General features: G+C 63.6%; 12 protein-coding genes. 10 read left to right on the plus strand and 2 right to left on the minus strand.

Annotated features, from left to right (window positions below; all coding sequences use genetic code 11):
* Positions 1-145: 145 nt before the first annotated feature.
* A complete protein-coding gene (gene exaA, locus EGM97_RS05055) occupies positions 146-2,002 on the minus strand; it encodes a quinoprotein ethanol dehydrogenase (RefSeq protein ID WP_238962872.1) in 1,857 nt (618 codons plus the stop codon).
* A gap of 252 nt (positions 2,003-2,254) precedes the next feature.
* On the opposite strand from exaA, the gene pedF reads away from it, so the two are divergent.
* From pedF to EGM97_RS05100, 9 genes are all read left to right on the plus strand, one after another.
* Positions 2,255-2,716, plus strand: a complete 462-nt coding sequence (gene pedF, locus EGM97_RS05060; protein WP_238962873.1) for a cytochrome c-550 PedF — start codon at positions 2,255-2,257, stop codon at positions 2,714-2,716.
* 5 nt (positions 2,717-2,721) lie between these two features.
* Entirely contained in the window at positions 2,722-3,597 is an 876-nt protein-coding gene (locus tag EGM97_RS05065; RefSeq protein ID WP_238962874.1) for a substrate-binding periplasmic protein, read from the plus strand.
* Positions 3,598-3,607: 10 nt separating this feature from the next.
* A complete protein-coding gene (locus tag EGM97_RS05070) occupies positions 3,608-4,366 on the plus strand; it encodes a quinoprotein dehydrogenase-associated SoxYZ-like carrier (protein ID WP_238962875.1) in 759 nt (252 codons plus the stop codon).
* 16 nt (positions 4,367-4,382) lie between these two features.
* A complete protein-coding gene (locus EGM97_RS05075; RefSeq protein WP_238962876.1) occupies positions 4,383-5,312 on the plus strand; it encodes a quinoprotein relay system zinc metallohydrolase 1 in 930 nt (309 codons plus the stop codon).
* Between the two features lie 148 nt (positions 5,313-5,460).
* Positions 5,461-7,236, plus strand: coding sequence for a PQQ-dependent methanol/ethanol family dehydrogenase (locus EGM97_RS05080; protein ID WP_238962877.1), 1,776 nt, complete (start codon positions 5,461-5,463; stop codon positions 7,234-7,236).
* A gap of 280 nt (positions 7,237-7,516) precedes the next feature.
* A complete protein-coding gene (gene exaC, locus EGM97_RS05085; RefSeq protein ID WP_238962878.1) occupies positions 7,517-9,037 on the plus strand; it encodes an acetaldehyde dehydrogenase ExaC in 1,521 nt (506 codons plus the stop codon).
* A 234-nt stretch (positions 9,038-9,271) separates the two neighbouring features.
* A complete protein-coding gene (gene pqqA, locus EGM97_RS05090) occupies positions 9,272-9,343 on the plus strand; it encodes a pyrroloquinoline quinone precursor peptide PqqA (protein WP_003243383.1) in 72 nt (23 codons plus the stop codon).
* Positions 9,344-9,472: 129 nt separating this feature from the next.
* On the plus strand, positions 9,473-10,630 hold the full coding sequence (ercA, locus tag EGM97_RS05095; RefSeq protein WP_238963015.1) for an alcohol dehydrogenase-like regulatory protein ErcA: 1,158 nt from the start codon (positions 9,473-9,475) through the stop codon (positions 10,628-10,630).
* On the plus strand, positions 10,614-11,984 hold the full coding sequence (locus tag EGM97_RS05100; protein ID WP_238962879.1) for a hybrid sensor histidine kinase/response regulator: 1,371 nt from the start codon (positions 10,614-10,616) through the stop codon (positions 11,982-11,984). The genes ercA and EGM97_RS05100 overlap by 17 nt, the downstream gene beginning before the upstream one ends.
* Before the next feature lie 77 nt (positions 11,985-12,061).
* On the opposite strand, the gene EGM97_RS05105 is transcribed toward EGM97_RS05100, so the two are convergent.
* On the minus strand, positions 12,062-13,402 hold the full coding sequence (locus EGM97_RS05105) for a diaminobutyrate--2-oxoglutarate transaminase family protein (protein ID WP_238962880.1): 1,341 nt from the start codon (positions 13,400-13,402) through the stop codon (positions 12,062-12,064).
* A 240-nt stretch (positions 13,403-13,642) separates the two neighbouring features.
* Between EGM97_RS05105 and EGM97_RS05110 the strand changes: the two genes are divergently transcribed.
* Positions 13,643-15,073, plus strand: a complete 1,431-nt coding sequence (locus EGM97_RS05110) for an efflux transporter outer membrane subunit (RefSeq protein WP_238962881.1) — start codon at positions 13,643-13,645, stop codon at positions 15,071-15,073.
* Positions 15,074-15,079 lie beyond the last annotated feature (6 nt).

The following is a 15,079-nucleotide window of genomic DNA, read 5'->3' on the forward strand; positions in this document are numbered from 1 at the left end:
TGGGAGCGAACCTGCTCGCGATAGCGGGGGATCAGTCGGCATCGGTGTTGGCTGACAGTGCGCTATCGCGAGCAGGGCTCGCTCCCACAAGGGGATCGGGGGTGTGGCTCCGATTCGCGGTGCATCGGAGCGCTGTCGAAACGGGTTATTTTTGCGCCGTCGCCTTATCCCAACTCGGAATCTTGAACACCCAGAACGACCCGCCCTGGGCCACCGGCTTGGTCAATTCGGCCATGTCGCCGCCCCACAGTGGTACGGCGCCGCCATAGCCGACGGTAACGCCGATGTACTGTTCGCCATCCTGCTCCCAGGTGATGGGCGGGGAGACGATGCCGCTGCCGGTCTGGAATTTCCACAGCTCCTGGCCGGTTTTGGCGTCGAAGGCCTTGAAGAAACCGTCCCCGGTGCCGGTGAACACCAGGTTGCCCTTGGTGGCGAGCACGCCGGCCCACAGCGGCAACGGTTCCTTGTGTTCCCAGACGACCTTGCCCGTGGTGGGGTTCATCGCCCGCAGGCTGCCGACGTGATCGTCATACATGCGCTTGATGCGAAAACCCATGCCCAGGTAGGCCGAGCCCTTTTTGTAGTTCACTTCCTCGGTCCAGTACTCCTCCTTCCATTGGTTGCCGGGGACGTAGAACAGCCCGGTGTCCTGGCTGTAGGCCATGGGGTTCCAGTTCTTGCCGCCCAGGAACGGCGGCGATACTTCCACCGGCTTGCCCTTGGTTTCGCCGGGCAACGGCTTGGCCGGGCGCTGGCCGGGATTTTCCACGGGGCGGCCGGTCTTGAGGTCGATGTGGCTGGCCCAGGTAATGTTGTCGACAAAGGGAAAGGCGTTCTGCAGCTTGCCATTGTTGCGATCCACGACATAGAAGAAGCCGTTGCGGTCGGCATGAGCGGTGGCCTTGATCACCTTGCCGTCCTTGTCCTTGTAGTCGAACAGCACCAGCTCGTTGTTACCGGAAAAATCCCAGGCATCGTTGGGCGTGTGCTGGTAGAACCATTTCACCTCGCCAGTGCTGGGATCGACCCCCACCTGGCCGGAAGTGTAAAGGCTGTCGTAATCGCGAGGATTGCCGTCCTTGGCCGTGCGGGCCCAGGTATTCCAGGGACCGGGGTTGCCCGCGCCGACGATGATGGTGTTGGTCTCGGGGTCGAAACTGGCGCTCTGCCAGGGCGCGCCACCGCCGTGGCTCCAGGCCTCGACCTTGCCGGTTTCGGTGGTCTTGTCGTCGGGCCAGGAGGGCGCCTTGACGTCGCCGGTCGGGGTGCTGTCCTTGCCGTTGAGGCGGCCCATGTGGCCTTCGACGAAGGGCCGCATCCAGACCTCTTCACCCGTGTCGGGGTCGCGGGCGAACAACTGCCCGACCACGCCGAACTCATCACCGGAGCTGCCGTGGATCAGCAGCACCTTGCCGCTGCTCTTGTCCTTGATCAGCACCGGGGCGCCGGTCATGGTGTAGCCTGCCGCATGGTCGCCGAACTTCTTGTTCCACACCACCTTGCCGGTGTTTTTATCCAGGGCGACCACCCGTGCGTCCAGCGTGCCGAAGTAGATTTTGTCGCCATAGATGGCCGCCCCGCGGTTGACCACGTCGCAGCACGGGCGAATGTTGTCGGGCAGCCGGTGGTTGTAGGTCCACAGGCGCTTGCCGGTCCTGGCGTCGAGGGCGAACACCCGGGAGTACGAGCCGGTGACGTACACCACGCCGTCGCTGACGATGGCCTGGGACTCCTGGCCACGCTGCTTTTCGTCGCCGAACGAATAGGACCAGGCAGGGGTGAGCTTGAAGACGTTCTTATCGTTGACCTGGGCCAGCGGGCTCCAGCGTTGGGCGTTGGTGCCCATGCCGTATTGCAGCACGTCCTGGGTGGTCAGGTGGTCGTTGGCGATGTCTTCCCAGCTGACGGCAGCGCTGGCCAGGGAGCTGAACGACAAGCTGCCGGCCAGCAACAGGGCGGCGCTCAGGGCACAGAGGGCGGGTGGGTTTTTTATTGTCATGGTGGGCATTCCCAGTGAGGTTTTGGCCTGACTAGGTTGGGTCGCGCCGGCGCCTGGCCGATACGGAAAAAATCCCGCCCTTGCCGGGAAGTCTTCCCGAACCGCCAGTCTTTGCGACCTGCGTCGGAGGGCTTGCTACCAAGGAACTAGGACCCGCGCACCAAAGCAGCATTCGGCTGGCGCGACACGGTTCCTAAGATGACGGCACGGCCTCTGCGAAGAGGTCTTGCGTGTAATCCAGAGGGCATAACAATGACAACAAAACGCAACGCCATCATCGCTACCGCATTGCTGATGGGGCTGACCGGCGCAGGCCCCGCATGGGCCCATGGCAACGTAGTGCCCCAGGCAGTGGAAACCAAGGGCTTGACCCCCATCAAGGACACCAACCTGCCATTGGACGCCGACGGTTGGGCCTCCCAGAACCCCTATCGCAATTCTCCCGAACGGGACAAGGCCGTGGAAATCGGCGCCTCGGCGTATAACCAGAACTGTGCCGCGTGCCATGGCCTGGAAGCCAAGTCCGGCGGGATCGCACCCGACCTGCGCATGCTCGATGCCGCCGAAGCCGGTGACGAATGGTTCGTCGAACGCGTGCGTCACGGCGCCGTACGCGACGGTCGGGTCTACATGCCGAAAATGGCCGACTACCTGAGCCAGGAAGCCTTGTGGGCGGTGCGCACTTATCTCGACAGCGTGCACGTCGAGGAGTGACCGCCATGCGCCTGTTCGCGTGGGTGATTTGCAGCCTGCTGCTGTACGGCCAGGCGGTGCAGGCGCAGGTGCGCAGCTACGATCAGATGATCGCCGCCGGTGAGTTGAAAGTGGCGGTCTACAAGGACTTCGCGCCCTACAGCTTCGAAGACAACGGCCAGCCCAGGGGCGTCGATGTGGAACTGGCCCAAGCCTTGGCCAAGGCAATGGGCGTACGCCTGAAACTGATCTGGGCGCCCCCCGGCGAGAAGCTCGATGACGACCTGCGCGATTACATCTGGCGCAGCAGCCCGCTGCACGACCGGCAATTGGCCGACCTGATGATGCGCGTGCCTTACGATCACGACTACGTGCAAAGGCGCAACGACATCGGCGAGTTGGAAAATGCCCAGGTGGTGATGTTCGGACCCTATCAGCAAGAGTGCTGGCAGGTGGCGTATGACCGTCGGCGACTGGATTCGGTGGGCAGCGTCGCAGTGTTCCAGCAGCACCCCATCGGCGTCGAAGTCGACAGCGTGCCGTCGTTCTACCTGACGTCGGTGTTCAACGGCATGCTCAGCGCCAGGACCCACCATTACCCCAGTGTCAGCCAGGCGTTCAAGGCAATGCAGGCCGGGAACGTCGACGCGGTCATGGCCATGCGCGGGGAGGTGGACTGGCAGGTGCACGAAGCAGGCGACCCGCAACTGGCCCTGGCGGACAACGCCTACCCGAACATGGGCAAGCAGCGCTGGGAAATCGGCATGGCGGTGCATGAAAGCAACCGGCAACTGGCCTATGCGGTGGAGGAGGCGCTGGAAAGCTTGATCCGCGACGGCAGCTTGAAAAATCTCTACGCCCATTACGGGCTGCGCTACGAAGTGCCCGAGATGTATCAATAGGAGCACAGGGATGAAAGGGCTCGCGTGTTGGCTGCTGGCGTGCAGCTTGTCGACGATGGCGACGGCTGCGGTGGAGCCGGGAACGGATCCGGTGCCTTCGGTGATGTGGACGTTCTACCACAAGCAACTGTTGGCTGACGCACCGTTCGTGTTCGATGACCGGGTCCGACTGGTGGCGCCGCCCTTCGCCGAAGACGCGCGCCAGGTGCCGTTGGAAATCGATGCCCGTGCCTTCGCCGGTGATGTGGTGCGGGTACTGGCCTGGGCCGAGCTGAACCCCTTGCCGAAAATCGTCGATTTTCAACCGGGGGATCGTGTACTGCCCTGGCTGTCGATCCGTATCCGCATCGAACAGGCCACCCCGTTACGTGCCGCCGTACAAACCCGCGACGGGCTTTGGCATGTCGGTTCGACTGTGATCGACGCGGCCGGAGGTGGTTGCACCGCGCCCAGTGTGGTGCGCACCCAGCCGGGCTGGGAGGAGCACCTGGGTGAAGTGCTCGGCGCGCGCTATCCGCGGGGCGACACCAGTCGACTGCGCCTGCAGGTGGCCCATCCAATGGACAACGGCCTGGTGAGCGGCATCCCGGAGTTTTTCCTCAACGAGGCCCGGCTGTTGGATGCCGACGGCGGGGTGTTGGCGCGGCTGGAGCTATTCCCGGCGGTCAGCGAAAACCCCAACCTGGGTTTCGACATCCAGGGCCTCGGACAAACCCGTCTGTTGCTGCGCGATAACAGTGGCAACGCGTTCGAGGCGGCCATTCCCTGACCACAAGGAGCGTCCCATGCGCTGGTTGCTGCTGATCTTCATTAGCCTCAGTGGAGCGGCCTGGGCCGGGGCGGACTATGCCCTCAAGCCCCGGCAGATCGCCGAGGATACCTGGCTGCTGGAGGGCAGCACCGAGAACTTCGCCAAGGCCAACGGCGGTAACATCGTCAACACCGGTTTCATCGTCACCGAGGCTGGCGTCGTGGTGATCGATACCGGACCCTCGAAACGCTATGGCGAGGCTTTTCGCCAGGCCATCGCGACGACCACGGACAAATCGGTGATCCGCGTCCTGCTGACGCATCATCACCCCGACCATGTCCTGGGTAATCAGGCCTTCAACGATGTGCCCATCGGTGCCTTGGCGGGCACCACGGACCTGCTGAAACAGCAGGGCGAGGCCATGGCCGAGAACATGTACCGACTGGTCGGCGACTGGATGCGCGGTACCGAGGTGGTGTTGCCCACCCAGGTGGTGGAGCCCGGCACGCTGACGGTGGGCGATCATTCGCTGCGCCTGCTGCAACTGGCCGGGCACACCGGCGCCGACCTGGCGGTCCTGGACGAAACCACCGGCGTGCTGTTCGCTGGCGACCTGGTGTTCTACGAGCGGGCCCTGACCACCCCCAACAGTCCGGGACTCGATGTATGGCTCCGGGACCTGGACACCTTGCAGGGCTTGCCCTGGAAACTCATCGTGCCTGGCCACGGCCCGTTGGCAAGCGATGCCTCGCCCTTCGCACAAATGCGCGATTACCTGGGCTGGCTCGATCAACTGATGCGCGACGGCGCGGCCCGTGGCGACGACATGGCCGAGATGATTCGCAGCCCCATCCCCGAGCGATTTGCCGGGATCAGCCTGAGTCGTTATGAGCTGATTCGCAGTGTCAGCCATCTTTATCCGCGCTATGAGCGGGCGGGGATGAGGCGGGTGGATACCCCATAGCCACAGGTCTTGCGGCGACCCTCACCTGTACCAAGGAACTAGAAAACTCAATACAGCGGGCAATTGTTGGTAGCGGCCCCGCGCCCAAGAATCTGCGGCAGACCGGGAAAATTTCCCGGGTATAACAATAACCGCAGAGGTAGCCGTCATGACTCATCCCGCACGTCGCCAACCCTTCGCCGTGAGCCTGCTGCTCAGTGCCATGCTGCTGTCCGGTTCGGCACTGGCCGCCGTGACCGATCAGGAAATTCTCCTGGACCCGAAGAATCCGCAGCAGGTCGTGACCAACGGCCTGGGCGTTCAGGGTCAGCGCTACAGCCCGCTCGATACCCTCAACGTCAATAACGTCAAGGACCTGCGTCCGGTCTGGGCGTTTTCCTTCGGCGGCGAGAAACAGCGCGGCCAGCAAGCCCAGCCGATGATCAAGGACGGGGTAATGTACCTGACCGGCTCCTATTCGCGGGTGTTCGCGGTGGATGCTCGCACCGGCAAGAAACTGTGGCAGTACGATGCGCGCCTGCCCGATGACATCCGTCCCTGCTGCGACGTGATCAACCGTGGCGTGGCGCTGTATGGCGACCTGGTGTACTTCGGCACCCTCGACGCCAAGCTGGTGGCCCTGAACAAAGACACCGGCAAGGTGGTGTGGAGCAAGAAAGTGGCCGACCACAAGGAAGGCTATTCCATCAGTGCCGCCCCCATCGTCGTTAACGGCAAGCTGATCACCGGCGTAGCGGGCGGCGAATTCGGCGTGGTAGGCCAGATCAGCGCCTTCGACCCGAAGAACGGTGAGCTGCTGTGGACCCGTCCGACCGTGGAAGGGCACATGGGCTACGTCTACAAGGACGGCAAGGCGATCGAGAACGGCATCTCCGGTGGCGAGGCCGGCAAGACCTGGCCGGGTGATCTCTGGAAAACCGGCGGCGCTGCGCCGTGGCTGGGCGGCTACTACGATCCGGAAACCAACCTGCTGCTGTTCGGCACCGGCAACCCGGCTCCGTGGAACTCCCACTTGCGTCCTGGCGACAACCTCTATTCCTCGTCGCGCCTGGCCCTGAACCCGGACGACGGCAGCATCAAATGGCACTTCCAGAGCACACCGCACGACGGCTGGGACTATGACGGCGTCAACGAGCTGATCTCGTTCAACTACAAGGAGGGCGGCAAGGACATCAAGGCCGCGGCCACCGCCGACCGCAACGGCTTCTTCTACGTGCTGGACCGTACCAACGGCAAGTTCATCCGCGGCTTCCCCTTCGTCGACAAGATCACCTGGGCCAGCGGGCTGGACAAGGAGGGGCGGCCGATCTACAACGAGGCCAGCCGTCCGGGCGCGCCGGGCAGCGAAGCGAAGGGCAGCTCGGTGTTCGTGGCGCCGGCCTTCCTCGGTGCGAAGAACTGGATGCCCATGGCCTACAACCAGGACACCGGGTTGTTCTACGTACCGTCCAACGAGTGGGGCATGGATATCTGGAACGAGGGCATCGCCTACAAGAAAGGCGCGGCGTTCCTCGGCGCCGGGTTCACCATCAAGCCGCTGAACGAGGATTACATCGGCGTGCTGCGGGCCATCGATCCCAAGACTGGCAAGGAAGTGTGGCGGCACAAGAACTTCGCGCCGCTGTGGGGCGGGGTGCTGACCACCAAGGGCAACCTGGTATTCACTGGTACGCCTGAGGGCTTCCTGCAGGCCTTCAACGCCAAGACCGGGGAAAAGATCTGGGAATTCCAGACCGGTTCCGGCGTGCTCGGTTCGCCCATCACCTGGGAAATGGATGGGGAGCAGTATGTCTCCGTGGTGTCCGGTTGGGGCGGCGCGGTGCCGCTGTGGGGCGGCGAAGTGGCCAAGCGGGTGAAGGATTTCAACCAGGGCGGGATGCTTTGGACCTTCAAGTTGCCGAAGGACCTCGTCGCCAAGCGCTGAGTTGACACAGCGCCGCGCGTTGTCCTTGTGGCGAGGGGATTTATCCCCGCTCGAGTGCGCAGCGCTCGCCGATTTTGGGCCGCTTCGCGGCCCAGCGGGGATGAATCCCCTCGCCACAGAAAATTTCATGCGTTGCTGAATTCTGCGTTCAACAGCAAAAAACTACGACCAAATAACGAGAGCCCCACTGCCAACGACGCATTCGTCCGCCGCACGGGGCTCTCTACCATCGGCCTATCGTCTGTCCCGTGACAGGCATCGACCAGGCAGAGGCCCAATCATGATCTACGCACAACCCGGAACCCCAGGCGCCGTCGTTTCCTTCAAACCGCGCTATGGCAACTTCATCGGCGGCGAGTTCGTCGCGCCGGTCCACGGGGAATATTTCACCAACACATCGCCGGTCAACGGCGAAGTGATCGCCGAATTCCCGCGCTCCAGCGCCGCCGACATCGACAAGGCACTCGACGCAGCCCATGCCGCCGCCGACGCGTGGGGCAAGACTTCGGTCCAGGACCGCGCCCTGGTGTTGCTCAAGATTGCCGACCGCATCGAGCAGAACCTGGAAGTGCTTGCGGTCAGCGAAACCTGGGACAACGGCAAGGCCGTACGGGAAACCCTCAACGCCGACGTGCCGCTGGCGGCTGATCACTTCCGCTACTTCGCCGGTTGCATCCGGGCGCAGGAGGGCGGGGCGGCCGAGATCAACGAGTTGACCACGGCTTATCACTTCCACGAGCCGCTGGGCGTGGTCGGGCAGATCATCCCGTGGAACTTCCCGCTGTTGATGGCCGCCTGGAAGCTCGCACCGGCCCTGGCCGCCGGCAATTGCATCGTGCTCAAGCCGGCGGAGCAGACGCCACTGTCGATCATGGTCTTTGTCGAATTGATCGCCGACCTGCTGCCGGCCGGTGTGTTGAACATTGTTCATGGTTTCGGCCGCGAAGCAGGCGAAGCCCTCGCCACCAGCAAGCGCATTGCCAAGATCGCCTTCACCGGCTCCACCCCGGTGGGCTCGCACATCATGAAATGCGCGGCGGAGAACATCATTCCGTCCACCGTGGAACTGGGCGGCAAGTCGCCGAACATCTTCTTCGAAGACATCATGCAGGCCGAGCCAGCCTTCATCGAGAAGGCCGCCGAGGGCCTGGTGCTGGCGTTCTTCAACCAGGGCGAGGTGTGCACCTGCCCGTCGCGGGCATTGGTGCAGGAGTCGATCTATGCGCCGTTCATGGCCGAGGTCATGAAGAAAATCACCAAAATCAAACGCGGCAACCCGCTGGACACCGACACCATGGTCGGCGCCCAGGCGTCCGAGCAGCAATACGACAAGATCCTTTCGTACCTGGACATCGCCAGGGAAGAGGGCGCGGAACTGCTCACCGGCGGCGCGGCCGAGCGCCTGGAAGGCGACCTGTCGGGCGGATATTACATCCAGCCGACGCTGCTCAAGGGTCACAACAAGATGCGCGTGTTCCAGGAGGAGATCTTCGGCCCGGTGGTGGGCGTGACCACCTTCAAGGACGAAGCCGAAGCCCTGGCGATTGCCAACGACAGCGAGTTCGGCCTTGGCGCCGGCCTCTGGACTCGCGACATCAACCGCGCCTACCGCATGGGCCGGGCGATCAAGGCCGGTCGCGTCTGGACCAACTGCTACCACCTGTACCCGGCCCACGCCGCGTTCGGTGGCTACAAGAAGTCCGGCGTCGGCCGCGAAACCCACAAGATGATGCTCGACCACTACCAGCAGACCAAGAACCTGCTGGTGAGCTACGACATCAACCCGTTGGGTTTCTTCTAAACTGAAGCCACCCCAAATCCCTGTGGGAGCGAGCCTGCTCGCGATGAGGCCGGAGCCGTCAGCACTGAGTTGACTGATCCACCGCTATCGCGAGCAGGCTCGCCCACATGGGCAATGCGTAGTACCCCTACCAACGCACCCCACCCACCGCTTCGAAAGTAGCATTCGAACCCCGTGCTCCCCGTGCATTAATGACCTTGCCGGAATGGCCCGGCACAAGAAGAGGAAAGACCCATGTGGACTAAACCTGCCTACACCGACCTGCGAATCGGCTTCGAAGTGACCATGTACTTCGCCAACCGGTGAGTACCGGCCCGGCCTGTCCCTCTCAGGCCGGGCTACCCATTGGTCTGATTGCAATCACGCTGGGATGCTTTAGGCTCAGGGTATCCCACAATAAGAACAGGCTTACCCATGAGCCATGCACCGGAAAAGATGAGCCTCAGTCCACTGCGCAAGTTCGTATCTCCTGAAATCATGTTCGGCGCCGGTTGCCGGCACAATGTCGGCAATTACGCCAAGACGTTCGGCGCACGCAAGGTGCTGATCGTCACCGATCCCGGGGTTATCGCCGCCGGTTGGGTGGGCGATGTCGAAGCCAGTCTCCAGGCCCTCGGGATCGATTACTGCATCTACAGCGCCGTCTCGCCCAATCCCCGGGTCGAAGAAGTGATGCTCGGTGCCGAGCTGTACCGGGAAAACCACTGCGATGTCATCGTCGCGGTCGGTGGCGGCAGCCCCATGGATTGCGGCAAGGGCATCGGTATCGTCGTCGCCCACGGTCGCAACATCCTTGAATTCGAAGGCGTCGACACCCTGCACATACCCAGCCCACCGCTGATCCTGATCCCCACCACGGCCGGCACCTCCGCCGATGTGTCGCAGTTCGTGATCATTTCCAACCAGCAGGAGCGCATGAAGTTCTCCATCGTCAGCAAGGCGGCCGTGCCGGATGTGTCGCTGATCGACCCTGAAACCACCCTGAGCATGGACCCGTTCCTGTCGGCCTGTACCGGCATCGACGCGCTGGTGCACGCCATCGAGGCATTCGTATCCACCGGGCACGGGCCGCTGACCGATCCCCATGCGCTGGAGGCGATGCGCCTGATCAACAACAACCTGGTGCAGATGATCGCCAATCCGGCGGATGTCGCGTTGCGGGAAAAGATCATGCTCGGCAGCATGCAGGCCGGGCTGGCATTCTCCAACGCTATCCTCGGCGCGGTACATGCCATGTCCCACAGTCTGGGTGGTTTCCTGGACCTGCCCCATGGCCTGTGCAACGCCGTGTTGGTGGAGCACGTGGTGGCGTTCAACTACACCTCGGCGCCGGAGCGCTTCAAGGTGATTGCCGAGACGCTGGGCATCGACTGCCGTGGGCTCAACCACCGGCAGATCCGCACGCGGCTGGTGGAGCACCTGATCGCGCTCAAGCACACCATAGGCTTCCATGAGACCCTGGGACTGCATGGGGTGAGTACCTCGGACATTCCGTTCCTGTCCCAGCACGCCATGGATGACCCGTGCATCCTCACCAATCCTCGGGAGTCGAGCCAGCGGGATGTCGAGGTCGTCTATGGCGAAGCCCTCTGACGACCAGCAAAAGGCCCTGGCGGGGCTGCTGGGGCTGGGCAACCATTCGACGCGCAAGAGCCATTACCCTGAACTGGCGGCACGCCTCGAGGAGCTGGAGCAGGCCAAGCATCGCCTGCAGCAGCTCAACGACCAGCTGGAACAACGGGTGGCCGAACGCACCGATGAACTGCTGGAGGCCAACCACAACCTGCAGCAGCAGATCGCCCAGCGCAAGCGCGTGGAGCAACAGTTGCGCGATGCCCGGGACGCCGCCCAGGCCGCCAATCGCAGCAAGGACAAATACCTCGCCGCCGCCAGCCATGACCTGCTGCAACCGCTGAACGCCGCACGCCTGTTGATCGCCACATTGCGCGAGCGTCCGCTGCCGGCCTCCGAACATGTGCTGGTGGAGCGGACTCACCAGGCGCTGGAAGGGGCCGAGGACCTGCTCACCGACTTGCTGGATATTTCCCGGTTGGACCAGGCGGCGGTTCGCCCGGACCTGGCGTCGTATCGTCTGGATGAGCTGCTGGCACCGCTGGTTTCGGAGTTTCAGTCGGTGGCCGGCGCAGCCGGACTGGAGCTGCGGGTGCGCTTTGTCGACGAAGCGGTGTTGACCGATCTGCGGCTGATGACGCGCATCCTGCGCAACCTGCTCAGCAATGCCTGCCGTTATACCCATCAGGGCGGCATTCTCCTGGCTGCCCGGCGCAGAGGCGCTCGGGTGAGCGTGGAGGTCTGGGACACGGGGCGCGGAATTGCCGCCGATTGCCTGGAATCGATCTTTCTCGAATTCAACCAACTCGATGTGGGCAGGGCGGCTGACCGCAAAGGGGTAGGGCTTGGGCTGGCCATCGTGGAGCGTATCGCCCATATCCTTGGTTATCGCATCCAGGTACGTTCCCGACCCGGCCGTGGTTCGGTGTTCAGCATCGAGGTGCCATTGTCCGATGACAAGCCATTGCCCGTGTCGCAAGTGCCAGTCCAGGCGGTGGCCGGTAACCCGTTGCCGGGACGCCGGCTGCTGGTGATCGACAATGAGCTGAGTATTCTGCAAAGCATGGCCGCGCTGCTGGAGCAGTGGGGCTGTGAAGTGCTGACGGCCACTGATGAAGCGGCCGCGCTGGATGTGTTGCAGGGCCAGGCACCGGAACTGGTGCTGGCGGACTTTCATCTGGACCATGGCGTGGTCGGGTGCGAAGTGGTCAAGCACTTGCGCGAGCATTTCCAGCAGCCGATACCGGCGGTCATCATCACCGCCGACCGCAGCGACCAGTGCCGTCGCGCCTTGCGCAAGCTGAACGCGCCGTTGCTCAACAAACCGGTCAAGCCTGGCAAGTTGCGTGCGGTGCTGAGTCAGTTGCTCGCGTGACCCCTATGGTTTCACTTGGGACGCCTACCCCTTGTGGGACACCCACCCCTTGTGGAAGTCCCACAAGGGGTTGTCTTTTAGACTGTTTCGCGTGCCACCTGGGGGCGTTTATCGACGACCTTTGCGAGTGACTGGTCAAACCGGTCCAGGACCATGTCGACTTCATTCTCGGTGATGGTCAGCGGCGGCAGAAACCTGAGCACCGCGCCGTGGCGCCCTCCGGTTTCCATCATCAAGCCATTGTCGAAGCAATTGAGCTTGATGGCGTGGGCCAGGACCCCGTCGGCCTGGCCGGCGCGTTGCTGGACCGGTGGTTTGGTAATTTCGACGCCAATCATCAAGCCACGACCGCGGATGTCGCCGATGAAGGGGTAACGCTGGGCGATCTCCCGGAGGCCGCGCTGCAACCGCTCGCCCATCCGGGCGGCATTGGCGACCAGGTTGTCCTTGCTGATCTGGCGCATGGTCGCGGCGCCCGCGACCATGGCCACCTGGTTGCCGCGGAAGGTGCCTGCATGCATGCCAGGGCCCCAGGTATCCAGGTGTTCGGCATACACGACGACCGCCAGGGGATAGCCACCGCCAATGGCCTTGGACAGCACCAGGATGTCGGGTACGACCCCGGCGTGTTCGATGGCGAAGGTGCTGCCGGTGCGTCCCAGTCCGGTCTGGACTTCATCGACGATCAGCAGGATGTCCTGCTCCAGGGTGATTTCTCTCAACGCTCTCAGCCAGTTGGCCGAGGCGGGGATGCAGCCCCCTTCGCCTTGCACCACTTCGACGATGACCGCCGCCGGTTTGGCGACACCGCCTTCAGGATCCGACAGGACCGTGCGGATGTAGTCGATGGACAATTGCTCGGTGTGTTCGCCATCGGTGCCGAACGGGCAGCGGAACCGATAGGGAAACGGCAGGAAGTGAGTGCCCTGGGCAATCAGGCCGTCCCCGGTCTTCGGCGACAGCTTGCCCATCGCGGACAACGCCCCGGCGGTCATCCCGTGGTACCCGCCGTGGAAGGCCATCAACGGCGAGCGCCGGGTGTAATGGCGCGCCAGCTTGATGGCGGCTTCCACGGCGTCCGAACCGCTGGGACCACAGAACAGGATCTTGCTGGTGTCGCGCATCCTGGCCGGCAGCATCGAGAACAGTTCCTGCACGAAGGCATGCTTGGCCGGTGTGGCCAGGTCGAGCGCCTGCTGCAGGTGATCGCTGCCGAGAAACGCCATCACGGCATCTCGTACCTCGGGAGGGTTATGCCCGAGGGCCAGGGTGCCGGCGTTCGACAGGCAATCGAGGAATTCCTGCCCGCTGGCATCCCGGATACGCATCCCCTTGCCGCTGACAAATAGCCGCTGGAAAGTCTGCGCATAGGTTCGCGCATTGGACTCGACGCTTTCGAGGTAAGTGAGTGCTTCCATATTCGATCATCCATTGGCTATGGAAAGGGAGCCGGACAGGGAACATGCGGCCCTTGTTTTCAGGTCGAGGCATTTCAGCAGCCCCCCGGATTTATCGCGAGTTTTCTTGCCGGGACCTGTCCCCGTTTCCCACGCCAGACACACCAGCGGGCCCAAGGTTAAATAACCACCGTTGTCGATCTGCCATATCCCGAGCCGCACTGGCCATTGGTTCATCCGCGCCAGGTCCAAGAGAACCCTATGCCTGCCTTGAAGCCCCCAGGAAACATGCTGCTGGTGACACTGTGTGCGGTGTTGCTGGGCGGCTGTGTATTGGGGCCCGACTACCGGGTGCCGACCGTTCCGGTTGCCGCGAAGTGGCAGGCGCCGCTTCCACACGGCGCGTCGGTGGCGGCCCTGGCCGACTGGTGGCAGCAATTCGACGACCCGGCCCTGGCGCAGCTGTTGCGCCTGGCCGAAACCGATAGCCCGTCCATGGACCAGGCCTGGGCCAATATCGCATTGGCCCGGGCGACCGCCGACAGCGATGCGGCGGATGCCTTGCCCACCGTCGACGGTCGCTTGTCCGGCGGTCGTGGCGGGCAGCAGACCGGCTCGCAGCGCTTGGGGGGATCGGGCTCTTCCGCCGCGCTGGACGCCGCGTGGGAGATCGATCTGTTCGGCAAGTTGCGCCGCAACAACGAAGCGGCCCGGTCCCGTGTCGAGGCACGCGTGGATGACTGGCATGACGCGCGGGTGTCGCTCGCCGCCCAGGTCGGCGACTACTACGTGCAGTACCGCGGCTGCCAGAAACTGGTATTGGCTTACCGGGACCAGGCCCAGTCGCAACAGGACACGGCGCGCATCACCCGTCAGTCGTTCGGGGCCGGCTTCACCTCGTCCGCCGATGCGGCGCTGGCCGATGCCAGTGCCGCCAGTAGCGAGGCAGCCCTGGTCCAGCAGCAAAGTGAGTGCCAGGTATTGTTGAAAAGCCTGGTCGCGTTGACCGGTGGCGATGAGGAGCGGCTGTTGGCGGTGCTCGGCAAGACGCCGGCCCGACTGCCAAAACCGGCCGGGCTCGACGTGCAGCAGATTCCCGCGGACCTGTTGCGCCAGCGCCCGGATGTCGCCTCCAGCGAGCGGGAACTGGCGGCGGCAAACGCCGAGATCGGCGTGGCCCAGGCCGATCGCCTGCCCAGCTTGAGCCTCTCTGGCAGCTTCTCGGTCGGCAATACAGTAGGGCAGCGCAACCGCTCCTGGTCGCTGGGCCCGGTGTTGTCGATTCCGCTGTTCGACGGTGGCAAGCGCCGCGCGGCGGTGGAGGGCGCAAGGGCTTCTTACGACGCGGCCCTGGCAGTCTATCGCCAAACGTTGCGCACCAGCGTCATGGAGGTCGAACAGGCGCTGGTGCGCCTCGATGCGGCGCGGCGGCGGGAGTCCGACGTCGAGCGCTCCACCGCCGGGTTCCGTGAGTCGTTCGAGGCCATCGACCGTAACTGGCAGGCCGGCAGCGTCAGTCTGCTGGACCGGGAAACCGCTCGCCGTCAGGCACTGACGGCGGAAATCGAATTGATCACCTTGCAGCAGGACCAGGTTCGCTACTGGATCGCCCTGTACAAGGCCCTGGGTGGCGGGTGGCAAGCGGACCAACCGTTGGCTCGACACCCGGCATCGAATGGAGAAGGGGCGTGAGGTCGA

Source organism: Pseudomonas sp. AF32 (assembly GCF_022342325.2).
In the GTDB taxonomy this organism is placed as follows: Bacteria; Pseudomonadota; Gammaproteobacteria; order Pseudomonadales; family Pseudomonadaceae; genus Aquipseudomonas; species Aquipseudomonas uvaldensis.

Coding starts and splice junctions, on each gene's coding strand:
- exaA (WP_238962872.1), bottom strand. CDS start 2,002: ATGACAATAAAAAACCCACCCGCCCTCTGTGCCCTGAGCGCCGCCCTG.
- pedF (WP_238962873.1), top strand. CDS start 2,255: ATGACAACAAAACGCAACGCCATCATCGCTACCGCATTGCTGATGGGG.
- EGM97_RS05065 (WP_238962874.1), top strand. CDS start 2,722: ATGCGCCTGTTCGCGTGGGTGATTTGCAGCCTGCTGCTGTACGGCCAG.
- EGM97_RS05070 (WP_238962875.1), top strand. CDS start 3,608: ATGAAAGGGCTCGCGTGTTGGCTGCTGGCGTGCAGCTTGTCGACGATG.
- EGM97_RS05075 (WP_238962876.1), top strand. CDS start 4,383: ATGCGCTGGTTGCTGCTGATCTTCATTAGCCTCAGTGGAGCGGCCTGG.
- EGM97_RS05080 (WP_238962877.1), top strand. CDS start 5,461: ATGACTCATCCCGCACGTCGCCAACCCTTCGCCGTGAGCCTGCTGCTC.
- exaC (WP_238962878.1), top strand. CDS start 7,517: ATGATCTACGCACAACCCGGAACCCCAGGCGCCGTCGTTTCCTTCAAA.
- ercA (WP_238963015.1), top strand. CDS start 9,473: ATGAGCCTCAGTCCACTGCGCAAGTTCGTATCTCCTGAAATCATGTTC.
- EGM97_RS05100 (WP_238962879.1), top strand. CDS start 10,614: ATGGCGAAGCCCTCTGACGACCAGCAAAAGGCCCTGGCGGGGCTGCTG.
- EGM97_RS05105 (WP_238962880.1), bottom strand. CDS start 13,402: ATGGAAGCACTCACTTACCTCGAAAGCGTCGAGTCCAATGCGCGAACC.
- EGM97_RS05110 (WP_238962881.1), top strand. CDS start 13,643: ATGCCTGCCTTGAAGCCCCCAGGAAACATGCTGCTGGTGACACTGTGT.